Annotated in this window: 15 protein-coding genes; 9 read left to right on the top strand and 6 right to left on the bottom strand. The window is 39.1% G+C overall.

Annotation, left to right across the window (positions count from 1 at the left end):
* Position 1: 1 nt before the first annotated feature.
* Positions 2-1,282: an AAA family ATPase gene (locus DX009_RS11885; protein WP_115084266.1), complete on the bottom strand. Its 1,281-nt coding sequence runs from the start codon at positions 1,280-1,282 to the stop codon at positions 2-4.
* A 285-nt stretch (positions 1,283-1,567) separates the two neighbouring features.
* Positions 1,568-2,029, bottom strand: coding sequence for an HU family DNA-binding protein (locus tag DX009_RS11880; protein ID WP_006046026.1), 462 nt, complete (start codon positions 2,027-2,029; stop codon positions 1,568-1,570).
* Between the two features lie 575 nt (positions 2,030-2,604).
* On the opposite strand from DX009_RS11880, the gene DX009_RS11875 reads away from it, so the two are divergent.
* The 4 genes from DX009_RS11875 to DX009_RS11860 all read left to right on the top strand — a co-directional run bounded on the left by DX009_RS11875 (position 2,605) and on the right by DX009_RS11860 (position 5,033).
* On the top strand, positions 2,605-3,051 hold the full coding sequence (locus DX009_RS11875; protein WP_115084234.1) for a carboxypeptidase-like regulatory domain-containing protein: 447 nt from the start codon (positions 2,605-2,607) through the stop codon (positions 3,049-3,051).
* Positions 2,994-3,308, top strand: a complete 315-nt coding sequence (locus DX009_RS11870; RefSeq protein WP_115084233.1) for an outer membrane beta-barrel protein — start codon at positions 2,994-2,996, stop codon at positions 3,306-3,308. Before DX009_RS11875 ends, DX009_RS11870 begins: the two co-directional genes overlap by 58 nt.
* A gap of 751 nt (positions 3,309-4,059) precedes the next feature.
* Positions 4,060-4,305 carry a hypothetical protein gene (locus tag DX009_RS11865; protein WP_115084232.1) on the top strand — a complete coding sequence of 82 codons (246 nt, stop codon included), beginning with the start codon at positions 4,060-4,062 and terminating at the stop codon, positions 4,303-4,305.
* A complete protein-coding gene (locus DX009_RS11860; RefSeq protein ID WP_115084231.1) occupies positions 4,302-5,033 on the top strand; it encodes an SDR family NAD(P)-dependent oxidoreductase in 732 nt (243 codons plus the stop codon). Before DX009_RS11865 ends, DX009_RS11860 begins: the two co-directional genes overlap by 4 nt.
* 152 nt (positions 5,034-5,185) lie before the next feature.
* On the opposite strand, the gene DX009_RS11855 is transcribed toward DX009_RS11860, so the two are convergent.
* Positions 5,186-7,333, bottom strand: a complete 2,148-nt coding sequence (locus tag DX009_RS11855) for a M3 family metallopeptidase (protein ID WP_115084230.1) — start codon at positions 7,331-7,333, stop codon at positions 5,186-5,188.
* 212 nt (positions 7,334-7,545) lie between these two features.
* A complete protein-coding gene (locus DX009_RS11850; RefSeq protein WP_115084229.1) occupies positions 7,546-8,058 on the bottom strand; it encodes a pyridoxamine 5'-phosphate oxidase family protein in 513 nt (170 codons plus the stop codon).
* Positions 8,059-8,272: 214 nt separating this feature from the next.
* On the opposite strand from DX009_RS11850, the gene DX009_RS11845 reads away from it, so the two are divergent.
* The 4 genes from DX009_RS11845 to trxB all read left to right on the top strand — a co-directional run bounded on the left by DX009_RS11845 (position 8,273) and on the right by trxB (position 12,071).
* Positions 8,273-9,739, top strand: a complete 1,467-nt coding sequence (locus DX009_RS11845; protein ID WP_115084228.1) for an alkaline phosphatase family protein — start codon at positions 8,273-8,275, stop codon at positions 9,737-9,739.
* A 16-nt stretch (positions 9,740-9,755) separates the two neighbouring features.
* The gene (locus DX009_RS11840; RefSeq protein WP_006046017.1) at positions 9,756-10,370 is read left to right on the top strand and encodes a deoxynucleoside kinase; all 615 of its coding nucleotides are present in this window, start codon (positions 9,756-9,758) and stop codon (positions 10,368-10,370) included.
* A 40-nt stretch (positions 10,371-10,410) separates the two neighbouring features.
* The gene (locus DX009_RS11835; protein WP_115084227.1) at positions 10,411-11,034 is read left to right on the top strand and encodes a deoxynucleoside kinase; all 624 of its coding nucleotides are present in this window, start codon (positions 10,411-10,413) and stop codon (positions 11,032-11,034) included.
* 95 nt (positions 11,035-11,129) lie between these two features.
* A complete protein-coding gene (gene trxB, locus DX009_RS11830) occupies positions 11,130-12,071 on the top strand; it encodes a thioredoxin-disulfide reductase (RefSeq protein ID WP_006046015.1) in 942 nt (313 codons plus the stop codon).
* Positions 12,072-12,523: 452 nt separating this feature from the next.
* Here trxB and lipA read toward each other — a convergent pair whose 3' ends face one another.
* Positions 12,524-14,347 carry a lipoyl synthase gene (lipA, locus tag DX009_RS11825; RefSeq protein ID WP_115084226.1) on the bottom strand — a complete coding sequence of 608 codons (1,824 nt, stop codon included), beginning with the start codon at positions 14,345-14,347 and terminating at the stop codon, positions 12,524-12,526.
* 312 nt (positions 14,348-14,659) lie between these two features.
* Between lipA and DX009_RS11820 the strand changes: the two genes are divergently transcribed.
* A complete protein-coding gene (locus DX009_RS11820) occupies positions 14,660-15,733 on the top strand; it encodes an FMN-binding protein (protein WP_115084225.1) in 1,074 nt (357 codons plus the stop codon).
* Between the two features lie 173 nt (positions 15,734-15,906).
* Here the strand turns inward: DX009_RS11820 and DX009_RS11815 are convergent, their stop codons facing one another.
* Positions 15,907-19,314, bottom strand: a complete 3,408-nt coding sequence (locus tag DX009_RS11815) for a glycosyltransferase (RefSeq protein ID WP_115084224.1) — start codon at positions 19,312-19,314, stop codon at positions 15,907-15,909.
* Between the last annotated feature and the right edge of the window lie 226 nt (positions 19,315-19,540).

Here is a 19,540-nt window from a genome sequence, read left to right as displayed (position 1 = left end):
ACTAATCTTCTAAATCTATAAAGAAACTACCTAACTCTGGTTTTGCTCCTAATCTACCAATATGATATGAATTGTAGAGCGATAAATTCTTATTTAAACCGAACTCATTAGCACACGTATATTCAGACGAGGCGGTTTCTTTATTCTTCTCAACAAACCATACAACTTCTCTATTTTCATTTATTAAGTCTTGAGCGAGCAGAGCTGTCTCTTGGCTTGTGATGATTAGCTGCGACTTTTCCGAATTGTAAATGAACACATTCAGATAGTAGAACAGCAAATCATAATGTAGGTCTTCGCCCAATTCGTCTAAGAAATATACACGAGAACCTGTTATCATATTAAATAATGCATCTAATACACGTATGTATTTCTGTGTTCCTTTTGATTGGAAATTGAGTGGAACATAAAAATACTCACTCTTTGAACAATTTCGAAATATTATGGACTCTGTTGTTGGCTTAAGAAGTTCCTCTTTCAATTCGTTAGGAAAACTCTCTTTTAAAATAAGTTCGTGTTCTTCATTAGATATATTTCGGTCTTCAATAACTGGCTCATATTCTAAAATATTCAAATCGGCTTTTTGCAGCATTGTGTAATAAAACTTACGTCTTTTAGGGTCGTTGTAAGCTTCCTTTAGGATCCTAATAATTCCTTTTGAAAAATCAATATTAGCTGGATTATAGTTAAATAAAATATAATCCAAGAGAGTGGAGAATGCTTCTATGTCTTCCTTAAAAGCAACCTTATTGCAAACTGATAGCACACTGTGATTGTTGAGTGTGTTTTCACGAATACTTTCCTGCGTTTTGGTAGATAGTTTTAAACTTGCCCCGAACTTTATTTCTGCTTGTACATTATCATTAACAAATGCACGCTCATAGAACAATGCTCTTGATTTGTTGGGATAGTAATACAGAACCTCGTTCAGAATATATTTATCATTGAATTTTACATCATAGTCGTACCTAATGCCGTTAGCATAAAACGACACGTGCATTTCTGTTGGTTCGTTCTTCGTAAGGGCAAAAGGATTGCTACCAGTTATTTTGGATTTAGAATCGATTTTTGATAGAATCAGTATAAAGAAAACTTGGCTTAATGCCTCTAACATATTCGATTTTCCTGAAGCATTTGAGCCATATAGAATACCTATCTTATATAAGTATACGCCATCTACAACCTCTGCAACAAGGGGCGATGAGGCTCCTTTGGCAATAAAGCTCAATCCTTGTTTATTGCGAATAGAAAGATAGTTTTTTACCCAAAATTCTCGTATCATAGCAGAAATATTTTGTTCATATTGTAATACGCTTACAAATGTACGAGATATTTTTCTTCTGTCAAAGAAAACAAGTTTAATTATTATTGGTGTGTGATAAGACTTTATATAATCTGCCTTTTTCCAAATGTAACTAAGAAACAGAATACAGACATTGCTAAAGAATATTTTAAATAAACATAAGGCAATATTGCTACTACGTAGTGCCAAAAACAAAACGATGCGTGAAAACAAACGTTTCACGCATCGGTGTCGGCACTACAATTGTTTAGGTTCTACAACATTTTATGGGTGTTGCGATGGATCAGAACCTGAATTAGGTTTGGTTTTCTCGTCTTTCTTGTCGCCAACCTTTACACGTTCGTAGCTTACATCGGTAAGTGTAAAATACTTACGAGAAGGCAACAAACGCACCTTAGGTTTAGTAATGTGGAGGTTTGCGTTAAAGGTTTCTTTCTCCTTATCAACAAGTTTACTTCTGAACGATGGTGTTAGCATTCCAATATCGCCAAAATCTACTATGTCGCCGTTCTCCACGTGTCGTTTTGCTATTTCAGCGGCAAGGCGTAAAACTGCCTCTACTTCGGCACCCGAAAAGGTTGTGCCATGCGCCACTTCTGTGCAAAAACTGCGATGATGAACTCGCTTACGTCCAGTGGGACGTGCCTGAATAACTACTTTACCCTTTAATTTACCAAGGGTAGACTTGCGCTCTGTGAGCACAAATGTTAATGGTCTATTTGTCATAAAATAAAACTATGCTCCAAGTTGGTTAATAGATTAGAGGTTAGGAGCTTTAACCCTCTGTTTTGTTATATTGTTTATCTTGATTACGTTTGCAAAGGTACAACATAAAACAAGCGATTGCAAGAAAATTACAAACTGTTTGTGGGTAGTTTTGTAGCTACCTCCGCGATGCCTTATTTTACTATACTTTCAGAGGCTTTAAAATTAAAGGGTAGTGCCTTATTTGTATCATTACACACGCTGTGGGGTTATATCGCATAAAAAAATACTCCTCTCATAGCACTTGCTATGCTATATGCCTACTATATATATAAGGTGAAAAAGTAACAATGCATAAACAGTAAGCTAATAATAATAGTCTGTTTGCTAAAATTTATCCGATTGTAAAAAAAAAGAATTACTCTTTGTGGTATCAGCGTTATTTCTTAACTTTGTAGCAAATCATAGTTACATCTTATGTAGACAAGAATTGTTTAGTATTATACAATGAATTACTTGCAACCCATGTTCTACTAATATGGAATAAAACAACGTGTACAACAATATAAATACAACAACCCATTAACCTATTTTATATGAAAAGATTTTTATTATTCGTAGTGTCAGTATTTTTAAATATTGCTATGCTATCGGCACAAAATAGTAGCAGTGTTATTTCGGGCGAAGTTAAAGATAGTAAAGGCACTTTAGCCGGAGCCTCTGTTTTCTTAATTAAAGATATGTCTACACAAGACATCTATCAACATACCATAACCGACGACAATGGTAGGTTTTCAATTACTGTTCCCGTAGGCGATTATGTTTTAGGAGTAAGCTATGTGGGTTATGCTCTGCATGGACAAAAAATAAACGTTACGGAAGGAAATAACAATGTTGGCTCTATTGTTTTAGAAGAAACCACCCAAGAACTACAAAATGTTGTTGTACAAGGAAAAATTGTTCACGTGCGCACGCAACCAGATGGATTCTCTGTAGATGTGAAAGATATACGGGACGCAAACAAACAACTGCAGCCACTATAGAACCGCTATACGATTTAGGCATTGGAATGAGCTATTTTTTGCTGAACAGACGCTTGTCGCTTACTGTTTCAGGGCTAAACCTCTTATCGTCAAGATATAAAGGAGTTAGCTATCGTCAGGGCTATACTATATCGTTTAATAACCGATACGATTATCCAACGCTCTATTTTTCAATCTCTTATAAGTTCTCGAATGGTAAAGATAAATCTTCGTTGCGCATATCTGAATCGACAGAAGACATAGAAAACAGATTTTGATAGCATTAACAAGATAAGTCGGGTTGCGGTTTTAAGAACTCATTGCAGCAGTACACCTACTGTAAACAACAAACCAATGCGCAAAAACAAACGTTCTGTGCATTGGTATCATAGGCTACAAATGTTTAAGAATTTACACCAACATATAGCTGTTACACCCACTTCGGAACCAAAATTAGGTGCAGCCTTCTAAACCTTCTTTTCAGCAACTTTTACACGTTAGTAGCCTATAATGATAAGCGTAAAATGCTTACATTAAGAAAGGCGAAAACTGCTATGAGCAAATTAGATATCTATAACGAACGTTTCAGATATCTGTCGTGTGCGTTTCAGATATCTGTCGTAATCGTTTCAGATATCTGTCGTGTGCGTTTCAGATATCTGTTTTTTTCGTATTGCTCGAAACAGGAATAAACAAAAAATATTCATCGTTTCGTTGATATCTATTAACAATATTAAATTTGCTTGTTTCAGAGCTATTTGCTATCTTTGCAACAAAGAGAAAATTAAAGACAAACATATTGCAGGCGTTTTACTAACACTATTAAAGCATACCAATATATTACTCGGAAATATACTGGAACAGACGCACAAAAAACGTGATGCTATGTTTTACGAGTATTGAAAAGAAACAATAATAGCGAAGTATTTAAAAAGTTGTAGAACGCTGCTATATTGAAATTTAGAACCTTATACAACAAAACAGCTTACAAAGCATCTGTTTTTTTGAAATACAGAAGAATATACATTTATGGCAAATATAGATACTACAAATATGTGCTCTCACCTTAAAAAGAAGCTGTTTGAGGCTGATGGCATATACCATTCTGTTTGGGAAGCAATACAAAAAGACGAAGAACTTAGTGCCGTTGTTCGCTCTCGGCAGTTGCACATTTACCGAAATGGTAAGAAAATAATGGTGTTAGCTGGTAAGGCAGCACCTAAACTTATATGCAATGATAGGCTTAACCAGCTAATAGAAAGGGGTGGTAAATGAAAAGGGCTATTGTTATGGGTGCTAGTAGTGGCATTGGGCACGAAGTTGCACAACTGCTTATTGCCGATGGGTGGACTGTAGGTGTGGCTGCACGGCGTATCGACAAATTAGCCGACTTACAAAATGTTGCTCCCGAACGTGTGGTTGTTGCTAAAATTGATGTTACTGACAACAACGCCGAAACAAACTTTCGCCAACTTATTGAGCGCATAGGAGGGTTAAATCTTTACTTTCACTCAGCAGGAATAGGGTGGCAAAACACAACTTTAGACCCCGACAAAGAAATTAAAACAATGGAAACCAACGCCACAGCATTTACACGAATGGTGGGTGCAGCATATCGATACTTTACTGAGAATGGTGGCGGACATATTGCCTGTATCACTTCAATTGCAGGAACAAAGGGACTTGGTGTGGCTCCAGCATATAGCGCTACAAAGGCTTTGCAGAATGTTTATATTCAGGCTCTGGAACAATTGGCTATTACAAAGCATCAGAATATATGCTTTACAGATATCCGACCAGGCTTTGTTGATACTCCCCTACTCGCTGGTGCTGCTCATTTTCCTATGCTAATGACAACCAAATATGTTGCACACCGCATTATGAAAGCCATTAAAAAACATAAACACATTTGTGTTATAGACACTCGTTGGCACATTCTTACCTTCTTTTGGCAATACATTCCTAACTGCATTTGGAGGCATATTCCACTTGGTCGCACATAAAGAATATGCAATATAAATGGTTACGCCGTAGGGTTGTTTATTGTTTTGTATGGGCTTAATGACCACATTGGATTAAACAATACACAAAAAACCGCCACTGCAATTAAATGCAATGGCGGAAGAGATGAAAAAGATTAATTACCAGAGAGTTATCACAACCCCCTTGCCTTTAGCAAACCAGACGCATCTGGTGCCTTAAGGCCCGTAAAATTGGAGAATATCTCCATTAAGTCCATTGTATTTCCACGACTCAGCACTTTATTCCTAAAGTCATCGCCCACTTTTCTGGTCAATGCGCCGTGCTTTGCAAAGTAGTCAGCAATATTAACAGCTAATACTTCAGACCACAAATAGCTATAATATCCTGCTGCGTAACCGCCTCCCCAAACATGGTTGAAATACGATGTAGAATATCGTGGAGGAATTTGATTGTTAAGCAATCCAACATCGTTTAGAGCCTTTACTTCGAAGTTTTTAGCTTCGGTAGCAGTAGGAACATTCTTAGTATCGAGCATGTGCCAAGCCATATCTACGCACGTTGCGCCAAGATTTTCGCCTAAGGCGTATGCAGCCTGATAGTTTATAGATTTCAACATACGGTCGCACAAATCGGCAGGCATAGGCTGGTTGGTTTTGTAATGTTTTGCATAATGATTGAACACCTCTGGTATGCTTGCAAAACTCTCGTTAAATTGTGATGGCATCTCCACGAAATCGCGTGCCACAGCTGTACCACTTAGTGTGTTGTAGTAGCAGTTCGACAACATTCCGTGCAGCGCATGACCAAACTCATGGAACATAGTAGACACCTCATCCCATGTTAAAAGAGTAGGCTGTCCGTCTGGTGCCTTTGCATAATTGCACACATTATATATAAGAGGTATCTGCTGGCGCATTTTGCTTTGCTTTGCAAAAGCACTCATCCACGCTCCGCCACGCTTTGAAGGACGACGGAAATAATCGCAATAGAATAGTGCCAACTGTTTACCATTATTGTCTATTACATCGAACACCTTCATATCTGGGTGATAAGTAGGTATGTCTTTGCGTTCCTTAAAAGTTAAACCATATACCTTATTTGCAGCATAAAAAATACCATTAATAAGAACAGAATCGATATTGAAGTATGGTTTTACTTCATCGTCAGCAAAGTTAAAGTATTCTTTCTTCATCTTTGCAGAGTAATAGAATCTATCGTAAGGTTGCAAACTAAAGTCGGCTCCTTGTGTTTTGCGCGCATACGCCTCTATATCTGCCGTTTCTGCAGCAGCCTTAGGTTGGTATTCCTTTATAAGTTGGTTAAGAAAAGCATACACATTATCGGTATTCTTCGCCATTACATTCGATAAGGCATACGATGCATAATTCTTATAGCCCATAAGTTGAGCCTTTTCGGCACGTAACTTAGCAATCTCCACAATTATAGGAAAGGTGTTGTATTCTCCTGTTCCATCGGTGCGATGAATAGAAGCATTGTAAACACGTTCACGAAGTTGGCGGTTTTCGAGATTAGCAAGTATAGGCTGTTGCGTGGTATTGGTAATAACAATGCAATAAGGGGCTTTCCCGCCACGACTTTCAGCGTCTTTTTTACATTGTGCAATAGCTCCTTCGCTAAGTCCAGCAAGTTCTTTCACATCGTTTACCCATACAGTTGATGCTACAGAGGCTTTAGGAAGCATATTTCCAAAGTCTTGCTGCAACTGTGCTAACTTAGTGTTTATTTCTTTCATACGAGCCATTTTATCTTTTGGCAACAATGCGCCTGAGCGTACAAAGTTCTTGTATATTTCTTCCAGTAGCACTTTGTCTTCGCCCTTCAAGCTTTTCCGCTCATGGTCGTACACATATTTTACACGTTCAAAAAACTTCTGATTAAAGCTTATTTCGTTCTCGAAGTTTGTAAGTAATGGTGTTACTTCCTTTTCTGCTGCTTCTATCTCGGGTGTTTTATTAGCTTCGGTAACACAGAAAAATATGTTTTTCACTCTATCGAGTAGTAATCCACTCTTTTCGTAAGCCAATATTGTATTCTTAAAAGTTGGCTTTTCTTTGTTGTTTACAATTGCTTTAATTTCGGCACGTTGCTCTTCTATACCAGCTTTAATAGCTGGAAGATAGTCTGTATCCTTTATCTTGCTAAAGTCTGGTGCGCCAAACGGCAGAGTGCTTTTTTGCATTAATGGGTTCGAATACATTGATTTTCCTTTTTTTCCTTTCTGTATAGAGGCTGCTGTAGCCACAATAGCGGCACATGCAAAACCTGTTAAGAAGAGGACTTTTCTTAAGTTGTTCTTCATAAAGTCGTTATTTTTTGTTTTCAAATTATAGTCTTATCCTTTCTTCGTATATTTGTTATTTTCTCTCCTTATACATTATCGTATAGTACATTTATATATTGTGCAATGTAAGAGATACATTTATGTATAGTGCAGTTGTATATTGTGTAATACAAGAGCAACCACTATACGCTATGTTTAAATAGTGCTCTGACTTTTCAAGATATCTTTAATTAGTCGCCTATATGCACTTGCTGTTCAGCCAATGGCACTTTCTTTCGTTTCCCGCTAAACTCTGTAAGGTCGATACGTATTATCTCTACACGGTGAAAGCTCTTATGTGCATACATATCGCCTATCTCTTTAAAATCTGGCGATAGTTTATCAATAAGCAAATGCAATGCTTCCATCTTTTCGTCATCGCTAAGTTGTATGTGTGCTGTACCAAAGAAGATAGCGCTTTCATACTCTGTAGTAAACTTTCCTGGTAACAAATTCACATTACCGATAATACAAAGAGACACTCTATTGTTTACCTTTAATGCTTCTAACTTACGACCTACAGGTGCACAATGTATATATACACTGTTCTTACCATTCCAAACAAAGTTCACTGGAATGCCATAGCCACTGTTTTCTGATACCATTGAGAGCACACCGTACTCTCCATCTTTCAACAGTTCCAATGCTCTCTCTTCGTCCAGAAGTCGGTCTCTCCGACGAACAGTTTCATTTACATACTTCATTTCATCTTTTATTTTTTGCAAATATAATATAAAACTTTGAAATAACCAAGACTACATTGCATAAAAAACCAGAAACGATTGCCAATAGAAAATATATATAGAGGAACTTCCCTATTTCATAATTAAGTTGTATCTTTGCAAAGATAAAATGACCTGCATCTGCCTTTACAATGGCAGCATTGAGGTTTACTTAAACTTATCCAAATATTTGAAAATGAAAAAGATTTCGCTTTTTGTTTTAACGCTTTTTATGGTGTTAAACTCACAGGCTCAAGTGTCAAGACCTAAGCTCATAGTTGGTCTTGTAGTCGATCAGATGCGTTGGGATTATCTCTATTTTTATCAAAACGAGTACGGACAAGGTGGGCTTCGCCGGCTTCTTAACGAAGGTTTCTCTTTTGAAAATACACAAATAAACTATGCGCCAACTGTAACAGCCATTGGACACTCGTCTGTTTTTACAGGATCGGTACCAGCATTGCATGGCATTTGTGGTAACAGCTTCTGGCAGGACGACCAATATGTGTACTGTTGCACCGATACTACTGTGCGTAGCGTAGGCTCGGACAGTAAGGAAGGACAAATGAGCCCACACAGATTGCTTACCACTACAATAGGCGATGAACTGCGATTAGCTACCGACTTTCGTTCAAAAGTTATTGGTGTGGCATTAAAAGACCGTGCTGCTATTCTACCAGCTGGACATTCTGCAAATGCAGCATATTGGTGGGACACATCTGCTGGCCACTTTGTTTCTTCTTCGTACTATATGGATAAACTACCAGAATGGGTAGAGAAGTTTAATAAAGACAACCATACAGCACCTAATTATAATATTAAGACATCGAATGAAGGGGTTACAATGACTTTCAAAATGGCTGAGGCTGCACTTGAAAACGAACATTTAGGACAAGGCAAAGAAACCGATATGCTTACTGTCAGCATCTCTTCTACCGATGCAATCGGCCATAAATACAGCACACGCGGAAAGGAAAATCACGATGTTTATATGCAGTTGGATAAGGATTTAACCGAGTTCCTCAATGCCTTAGATGCAAAAGTAGGACGCGGAAACTATCTTCTTTTCCTCACAGCCGACCACGGTGCGGCTCACAACTATAACTTCTTGAAGAAGCATCGCATACCTGCTGGTGCTTTCGAATATAAAAAGGCTGTAGAAGACCTTAACAATCACTTACAAGAAAAGTTCGGAATAAAGCCTGTTATGGGCGAAGACAATTATCAATTCGCCTTTAACGATAAGATGATAGCACAAGCTGGAAAAGACAAAGACGATGTTATCAACGAAGCAATAAAATTCTTAAAGCAAGATCCTCAATATATTTTTGTATTCAACGAAGAACGTGTTGCTACCGAAACCATGCCCGACTTCATTAAAACACGTATGCTGAATGGTTATATGCGTAATCGTTCTGGTGAAATAGGTGTGGTTACTCGTGCGCAATTCTTTGGTGCAAAAAACTCTCCAAACTATATTGGCACTCAACACGGACAGCCTTATCCATACGATACACACATTCCATGGGTTATGTTCGGTTGGCATGTAAATCATGGAGAAAGTACGCAAGAGGTTACTATAAACGACATTGCTGCTACCGTTTGCGCTATGTTGAAAATACAAATGCCAAGTGGCTGCATTGGTAAAGCTGCATTACGATAAACTCTAAAAACACACTATGCACATTGCAATTGCTGGAAATATTGGTAGCGGAAAAACCACTTTGACCACTATGCTGGCAAAGCGTTACGGCTGGGAACCACGCTACGAATCGGTGGAATATAACCCATATTTGGACGATTACTACAAAGATATTAAGCGTTGGTCGTTTGCTATGGAAGTCTTCTTTCTGAAAGAACGCTTTAAAGATTTGCTAGAAATCAGCCAATCGGAAAATAATGTTATTCAAGACCGCACCATCTACGAAGGTGTTTATGTGTTTACGGCTAACAACTACGCAATGGGCAATCTTGATGAACGCGATTACGAAACGTATATGGAGCTGTTCGAAGATATGACCGATGCTGTTAGATATCCCGACTTAATGCTTTATCTACAAGCTTCGGTCAGTCATTTGGTTGCAAATATAGAGAAACGAGGACGTAACTACGAACAACGTATGCCGCTAGATTATTTGGAGAATATAAACAAACGATACGAAGACTTCATACAAAATCAGTATAAAGGGCGTGTTCTCACCATTAATGTAGACGAACTCGACTATCAGAACAATCCAAAAGACTTTGGCTTCATTACCGATAAGATAGATCGAGAGCTATTTGGATTGTTCTAATCATTTAATACACTTACTATTATATCACAATAAAAAGAATATGCACATAGCAATAGCAGGAAACATTGGAGCTGGCAAAACAACTCTTACAACAATGCTTGCCAAACGATATGGTTGGACTGCACAGTTCGAACCAGTAGACAACAACCCCTATCTAGCCGACTATTACGAGGATATGAAACGTTGGTCGTTTAATCTTCAGATATATTTTCTTAATAAACGATTCAGAGATGTGGTAGAAATATCACGGTCGAACGACACCATTATTCAAGACCGTACTATTTTTGAAGATGCTCGCATTTTCGCACCTAACTTACACGATATGGGGTTGATGAGCGATAGAGACTTCGATAACTATATACAGCTGTTCGATTTAATGCTCAGTTTGGTAAAGCTCCCTGATCTACTAATATATATAAGGAGTAGTGTTCCGCACCTTATTGAACACATTCAACGCAGAGGAAGAGATTACGAGCAAACTATGCGCATTGATTATTTAAGAGGATTAAATGAAAGATACGAAGATTGGATTAAAACATACAACGGAGAACTAATGATTGTTGATGGCGATACCACCGACTTTGCAGAAAATCCGCAAGACTTTAAACGTATTGAAGATATGATAGATGCGCGCTTATTTGGACTATTTCCGCCTAAAAAGTAATAAGCTCTACCCTACTTCGATACGACTAACTTGATTGAATGATTTCGCTAAATCAATATAACTATAAATAAAATAACATTGTAGAAACAAACACTATGGAAAAAGTAAAAACATTAATCATAGGTAGTGGCCCTGCTGGATATACAGCTGCTATCTACGCAAGTCGCTCTAACTTAAAGCCTGTGCTATACTCTGGCTTACAACCTGGCGGACAATTAACAACAACAACCATCATTGAGAATTTTCCCGGATTTAAAGATGGCATTGATGCTAACCAACTAATGTTGGAGATGAAGGCGCAAGCTACTAATGTTGGCGCCGACATTCGCGATGGTTCCATAACAAGAGCCGACCTTACTAAACGTCCGTTTATTATTGAAGACGAACGTGGCAACATTATAGAAGCTAACACGCTTATTATTGCAACTGGTGCAAGTGCAAAGTATCTTGGGTTAGCTGACGAGGAAAAATATCGCGGACAAGGTGTTAGTGCCTGTGCTACCTGCGATGGTTTCTTCTATCGCAAGCGCACTGTAGCTGTTGTGGGTGGCGGCGATACTGCTTGCGAAGAAGCTATGTATCTGTCAAGCTTGGCTAAAAAAGTATATATGATAGTGCGCAAACCCTATCTGCGTGCAGCCGAAATAATGCGTAAACGTGTAGAAGAAAAAGAGAATATAGAAATTCTTTACAACACAAACACTCTTGGACTATTCGGCGAAAATGGCGTAGAAGGAGCACATTTAGTACGCTTTAAGGGCGAAGAAAACGAAGAGAAATACGATATACAGATAGATGGTTTCTTCCTTGCTATAGGCCACAAGCCTAACACAGACCTATTTAAAGGTCAATTAGAGTTAGATGCACAGGGCTTCATTGTTACACAAGGGGTGTCTACCGCTACAAGCAAAGAGGGCGTTTTCGCTGCTGGCGATGTTGCCGACCCTATATACAGACAGGGTGTGGTTGCTGCCGGAAGTGGCGCAAAGGCTGCTATAGAGGCTGAACGTTTCTTGCAAGATAAGGGCGAAAAATAAAAACAAAACTACAAAAAGCCGTATAAAAACATAACTATTAAAGCGAGCTAACATTCTGTAAGGCTACTCTTACACTATGTTAGCTCGCTTTGCATTTGCTATAAATACTATCTATATTGCGCAACTATAAACCTAAAAATGAACTTGGTGAAAAAAGAGAGCGTTTTCTGTGATATCTAATTCGTAACGGATAGATATCTAAAACGAATGCCACAGACGTCTAAAACAAACGTCTCAGATATCTGAAACGAACGTAAGAGATATCTGAAACGTGAACTACTATTTTATGCCTACTTTCTTAAACATTTAATACGTTCTATCTATTTGGTAAACAGGCAGTAGAAACTATTTACAACCTTCCTACCCTTTTTCGGCTGAAGCCAAATTTGCAAGGCTCTAATGAGGCATTTAGATAAAACAAAACCTTTTTAAAGCATAATGAGTTTTTTAAACTAAATAGCATCGGCTGCATGGTACGAGCTACGTACCAACGGACCGCTTACCACGTGTTTAAAACCTTTCTCTAAACCTATTTTCTTGTATTCGGCAAACTGTTGCGGACTTATATATGCTTTCACTGGTAAGTGTTTAGCTGTGGGCTGCAAATATTGTCCTAATGTTAAACGCTTACAGCCCGTAGCCAAAATATCGTCCATCGTCTGTAATATCTCTTCGTGCGTTTCGCCCAATCCCAACATGAAGCCTGTTTTAGCTTGCACACCACAACGTGTTATCTCTGCCAGTACCTCCAAACTACGGTCGTATTTAGCCACACTACGCACCGATGGCGTCAGTCGGCGCACCGTTTCCATATTATGTCCACACACATGCGGTTGTGTTTTCAGCACCTTTTCTATCAATTCCTTCTTCCCCATAAAATCAGGAATAAGCAATTCTATCTTTGTTTCCGGATTTAGTTGTTGTATAGCCTCCACTGTTTTCACCCAATGTTCGGCACCATAATCGGGCAAATCGTCTCGGTCTACTGATGTAATAACAGCATAACGCAGGTTTAAAGCCTTTATCGATTCAGCCACATGGCGCGGCTCGTTTGGATTTAAAGCATTCGGACGGCCACTTAATGTGTTGCAAAATCTACACTTACGCGTACAAATGTCTCCTCCTATCATAAGTGTTGCAGTACGTGCAGCCCAACATTCTGTACGGTTCGGGCACAGTCCGCTGGTACAAATAGTGTTCATTTGGTGGCGTGCTAATATGCCCGCTGTTTCGCCAGACGATTTCTTCGATGTTAAATTTATCTTCAACCAGTCGGGTTTCATCACGTGTGGCGGACGACCAAAAAGCAAGCGTAAGAATTGTTCGGTGGTAAAATTGCGTATCACGTTGCCCATTTCCACACCTTCAATAGCATTAGCTACAGCTTCACGAGAGAAGTCTACACCATGCAAAAGGTTCAGCAATTCATTGTCTAAATCGCCAGATAAGAAATAATCGCCCATCAAGTTTATATTCACAATCTTGTTGTTCTTCAGTTCAATATGTGCCTGAATAGTACCTACATCGGCAAAACGTTTCTTACGAACCTCTGTGTATTTTGGATTCTTACCGTATATAAAGTTGTCGGAAGCCAATTCCTTCTCTATCTCAGCAATTTGTTGCATATCGTCGGGCGTAAGTTCCAACACTTCGTTACCACACATATACTGTCGTACGTAAGCCATAAATGCTTCTATATTCAGCGTGGTGTAAGTTCCAACATTTGTAACACGCTGTCGCACAGAGGCAACTCCTTTGCTTTGCAACTTCTCTTTACCGGGTGTTAGTGCTTGCGAAAGATGTTCTAATTGTGTGCTGAATAAGAGCGAATTGTGCAACACGCTACGCCCCTTAAGGCGATAGAATGCACTGCCCGCTACTTTTTTTCCATCAACAAGTATGTCGTTTCGTCCAGAAAGTTCGGTATTTATACCTAAGCTTTTTATCATTTCTGCTATGCTTTTCATATACTCAATAAAGGCACTATTAACGTTTTCAGCAAACGAAATGTACGAAAACTGCATACAACCCTTATCGGCATAAATACAACCTCCTCCGCTTTTGCGCCTAAAAATGTGTATATTGTTGCGTTTGCAATAGTCTATATTCACTTCGTTCTCTATTAGTTGGTTGCGCCCCAACATAACTGTTGGTTCTACACGCCAAGCCATAAAGTAATCGTCGTTAGTATATTTACGCGCTACATATTCTTCTACGGCAAAATAAAAAGGCAACTGGTGTATTGTTTTCTGTTCAGGAATGATGATATATTTCATTGTTCAGACAATTGTTTTCAATGTGTTTTAATAGGCTGTTTCACCTTATTTATATATATTTTTATGCGATTTTTAGCAGCAAAACCATATCACTTACTAGTATCGCCGATGGCTTGCAAATGTACAAAAAAATATTGATTTATACTAAAATACACTCTTTTTATTACAAACTATGCTTTGCAGAGAGATTAAAAAAGATGAAATAACGCTATAAAACAAATATTTTCTCTACCTTTGTAGTAACGTTCTTCGCTATAACAGGCGCAAAATGTAATAGAAATAATTATACTATAAGATTTAAAAACATTGATTATGAAGAAGCTACAACAAGTTTGTATGCTGGCAGTTTGTATGCTAATACTAATGATTGCAGCCGTCCAGAGAGATGGAAAAATATGGGGACATCGTCTGAAAGCAACAAAAGCCGACTCTCTAAAAACTGCAAGAGTAGACACAATGCGTACGCTCGACGATGGAACAAAAGTGATAAACACCACTGTTTTAGGCAAAGATATTACAGGGTATGGAGGCAACGTACCTTTAGAAATATACGTGAAGGAAAGTAGAATTGTGAAGGTAAAGGCATTAAAGAATGCTGAGACTCCAGAATTTTTTGCCGAAGTGAAACCATTGCTTAGCAAATGGAATGGTAAAACCATAAACGAAGCTCAACAGCTGAAGGTTGATGCTATAAGTGGAGCTACCTTCTCTTCGCGTGGCGTAATAGGAAATATGAAGCGCGGACTGGCATACGCTTCACAAAAAGCAATAGAACCCAGCATATTGGAGCAAATGAATCTTGATGCAAAAACCATTTCGGCATTAATAGTGGTGCTCTTAGCTGCTATTGTTCCGTTGTTTTATCGCAACAAACACTATCGCACCGTACAACTATTGTTAAACGTTGTGGTGCTGGGCTTTGGCTGTGGCACGTTTCTTTCGTGGTCTATGTTTGTTAATTTCGTGTCGAGTGGTATTAACTTTTGGGCTTCGCTCGTGCCTATTGTTATGCTAACTACTGCCTTTATTTATCCGCTTTTTGGTAAGAAAAACTATTATTGCACAAATATATGTCCGTGCGGATCGCTGCAAGACTTAGCTGTGAAAACTAAGAACAAGAAGTGGCACATAAGCAGTAAGGTTGCGAAACGCCTTAATGCCGCCCGAAAGTTTTTATTTGCAGTGCTGTTGGTGCTTTCTCTTGCTGGCATTTGGTTTAAGTGGATGGACTATGAGATATTTTCTGCCTTTATCTTTCAAACGGCATCGGTGTTCGTTTTAGTGCTTGGCGGTGTGTTCTTTGTGCTTTCGTTTTTTGTTGCTCGTCCTTATTGCACGTATGTTTGCCCCACAGGAACTTTGTTTAGAATAGCCGAACGTCGCTAATTTGCTATGCTATAGCATTTTTATAACTGAACAGAAAAGGGAGTTTTAAATAATGCAAGAAGAACACAAACACGCTACGCAATTCGTAAGTGCTCTATAAAGTTTAGAACACTTACGAACTGCGTTTAATAGAAATGATGTTATTAGAGGCTGACTATTTGGGCTGTTAAGGTTTATTTATTCTTAACATGTCCTGTACGCTTTAGCACGCCCCAAGTTTGCAATTCGCCTTTAATAGCCTTTAAATAGCTCTTAAAAAGCACGTAATACATAATCCAACGATAGAAGAAACGTTGTGGAATTATCCAAAGAAGCACCCACAAACGTTCGTGTTCAAATATGTAAGCCATTATAGAAACACTTGCATCTACAAGCAAAAACACAAGATAATAGGCAAATACTTGAGCGGCATTGCCTGTAAACAAACCTATTATCATAAGTATATCGGCAAGTGGCGAGAATGTTGGTATAATGTATTGAAATATAAGCATATTTGGCATAGCCCACATACCAAAGCCTTTTTTAGATGTTGCAAATAACGAAGAACGGTGTTTCCAGAATGTTTGCATTACGCCAAAACACCAACGTATGCGTTGCTTTACAAACTGGCGGAGTGTTTCGGGCACTTCGGTCATAGCCACAGCGTAGTTTTCGTTCTCTATTATATAACCACGCTCGTTTATGCACATTGTTAAATCGCAGTCTTCTGCTAATGTATCGGTGGTGAAACCGCCTACTTCTTCTAACACTTTTTTACGGAAAGCACCTATGGCACCAGGTACAACTGTGATGGCATTTATGTTTGAATATGCCATTCTATCGAAGTTCTGACTTGTGGTATATTCTATGGCTTGCCAATAAGTGAGAATATTTCGGGAGTTTCCTACCTTTACATTGCCTGCCACTGCTCCTATGCGCCCTGTCTTATCGGCAATAAAATGGCGCATTAGTTTGCTCACCGCATCGGAGAGTAGTTGTGTGTCGGCATCTATACACACCACATATTCGGTGGAGCATGTTGCTATACCCAGATTTAAGGCAGATGCCTTTCCACCGTTTTCTTTTCCTATGATGGTAACCGCAGTATCGTTATCGAACTTTTCGTGCACTCTTTTCAGGGTGTTATCCTTACTTCCATCGTCTACCAAATAGATGTGAAAGTTTGGATAGTCTTGTTGTTTAAGGTTGTTAATGGTGCGCACAATGTTTACTTCTTCGTTGTAAGCTGGCACTATTATTGATACTTCGGGGGCAGTTTTAGCATTTATAGGGGCATAGTTTCTATGGTTTTCGGCACGTTTCTCTCTAATCATAAGTATGTACATAAAAAGTAAACGCACAAATCCTAACACAAGGAACACCAAAAACAATGCTGTGAGAAAATCGCTAATGTGGTATATAAATTCGGCTAAACTAAGATTAGCCTGCATTGCGTAATACACTTTTCCTTTCTCAATGGGGGGCATAAGTGTTTGCCTACTCATACCCAAATATTGTTCTAACGATATAAACTGATAGCCTTCGCGTTGCAAAGTTTCTATTATTCGTGGCAAAGCCGTTATGGTTGGTTCGCGTGTTGCGCCTCCTGCATCGTGTAAAAGAATAATGTGTCCGTCCTCGTTGTGCACTCCGTCTATAACACGTTTATATATTTGGTCGGCTGTTACCCCTTGTTGCCAATCGTTAGGGTCTATTGATTCGCCCACGAAAAGATAATTTCTGCGACTTGCAATTATCATTGGCCATATTTCTTCGTGTCCTGTTGGATCGGCATCGGCGTTGTATGGTGCGCGAAAAAGAATGGTGCTTTGCCCTGTAACGCTCTCTATAAGCATACGCGTTAGCTTTAGTTCGGCATACGAACGGCGGTCGGAGTTTTCTGACATATCGTGGTGGGTAAACGTATGGTTGCCTATGGTGTGCCCGGCATCGAACACTTGTTTCACTAAAGGCAAGTTTTTTTCCATCTGTAGTCCTACCATGAAAAATGCGGCAGGCACTTTATACTTTTTTAAAGTGCTTAACACAGATGGTGTCCAGCGTTCGTCTGGACCATCGTCGAAGGTTATTACCAATTGTTTCGGCTTACATTTACCCAACCGTTGCACGGTGTATGTTGTGGGAAGCTCACGGTAATATTCTTCAGTTATAAGACAATTGTCTTTGTCCATAGTTAGTGCTATTTTACCATGATGTGGTTCTGATGTTACATTAAGCACCTCGCCCGACCCCACAAAGTTTACGTCGTCGGTACCATTCAGCTGCATAAGTTTGGCTATAGATAGTTTTGCGGCATTTTCCCAAGCCATATCTTTACCATAAAAGCGCCAAATGCGTTTATCTTCTGTGCCCAAACGCCATAAGCCAAAGCCTGCTAAATGATATTCGGAGCCAAAGCGCATGATGTTAAATGTGGTAGCCGCATCGGGAAAAAACACGTGGTGCAACGTGCCGTTGGTATTGTCTTCATAGCTGAAATTAAGGTTATAAGTATCGTCGTTAAAGGCTATTTTAGCCTCAGCGTTCTGCGCCGTAGCTATAATTTGGTCGAAAGAAACGGTTGAGCCTACTGGTTTTCCTTCGGTCCAGTCGTATCCGTAAGCTGCCAAACCTAACACTATTTTATCGTTAGGAACATTTTTAGCAGCCCAGTCGGTTGCTTTTTCTACCCAGCGTTGCGAACTAATGGCGCCTGGTTGGCTGGTAGAGTTGTGCTCATCGTATGCCATTAGAAACAAATAATCGTCGTATTTTGCAAGCTCTTGCATATCGTAATCGTCGTTAAAAGCTGCAATGGCTTGTGTTACATAGAGTCCACGAGCGTGAAAAACGGTAGCAAAATCTTTCACAAGCGTTATCAACGGTACATTGTCGGTAATGTTTAGGTCTTCAAGGTCGAGGTTTATACCCGTAAATCCATACTGTTCGCACTGGTCGGCAAGTTGCTTTATAAGTGCCATTCGCTTTTCCTGGTTGTTCATAATACGAGCAATAGGCTCAGAACGGAACTTTGCGCCATAGTTGTTGGTAAGCATTGGCAATATAGGAATGCCCGCACTACGCATTAGCTTCAGTGCTTTTTTGTCTATCCTACTTTCCAGTTGGTCGGTATTAGGGTTTATAAAAAACCACTCTGGCAACACCATATTGAGGTTTTTAATATTGTTTTTTAGCGACAAATAGGCTCGTTTGTCCCAATTTACATACCATGCAGAACGTATTCCCATTCGCGAATCGGTCCACTCGGCAATGTATTTTTGCGTTAAGCTGTTTGCCTTTCCAACAAATCGGTGCTGTTTTGCTGCAATATGAGCATCGTTGCTATGCATTCGCTGTTCGTGAAAGAAGTCGCGAAACGACTTGTATTCTTTCGACGTTTTATTGTCTTTTAGAAATGGTTTTCCAGCCGAAACCACGCTACGATAGTCGTGGCGAAAAGGCATTTGGGGGCTTTCTTCTAATGCGAACATTGCCAAAAACACTGCTCCCAGTAGTATAGCAATGGTTAAAAGTACACGTAATGTCCATTTAAAACGATTCCAGCGTTGTCGCGAATCTGTTTGAAATACTTGTTTATCCATACCTCAATCTGTATAAATTTCCTTAGTGTGTTTTGAAACAACATACAAAGGTATAACATTTTATATATTCTTGCTTACTTTTTGGTGCAAAAAAGGTGAATAAAGAATTAAAATAGTGTAATAGAAGACATTTGCCTGAATTGACTTACCAGACCATTGCACCATTATACATTTTATGGAGTTGCCGTCTGAAGGAATAGAAACAGATATCTGAAACGTTTACGAC

The sequence above is a fragment of the Prevotella pallens genome, from assembly GCF_900454935.1.
GTDB classification, from domain to species: Bacteria; Bacteroidota; Bacteroidia; order Bacteroidales; family Bacteroidaceae; genus Prevotella; species Prevotella pallens.
This window is presented reverse-complemented; position numbering and strand designations above follow the sequence as displayed.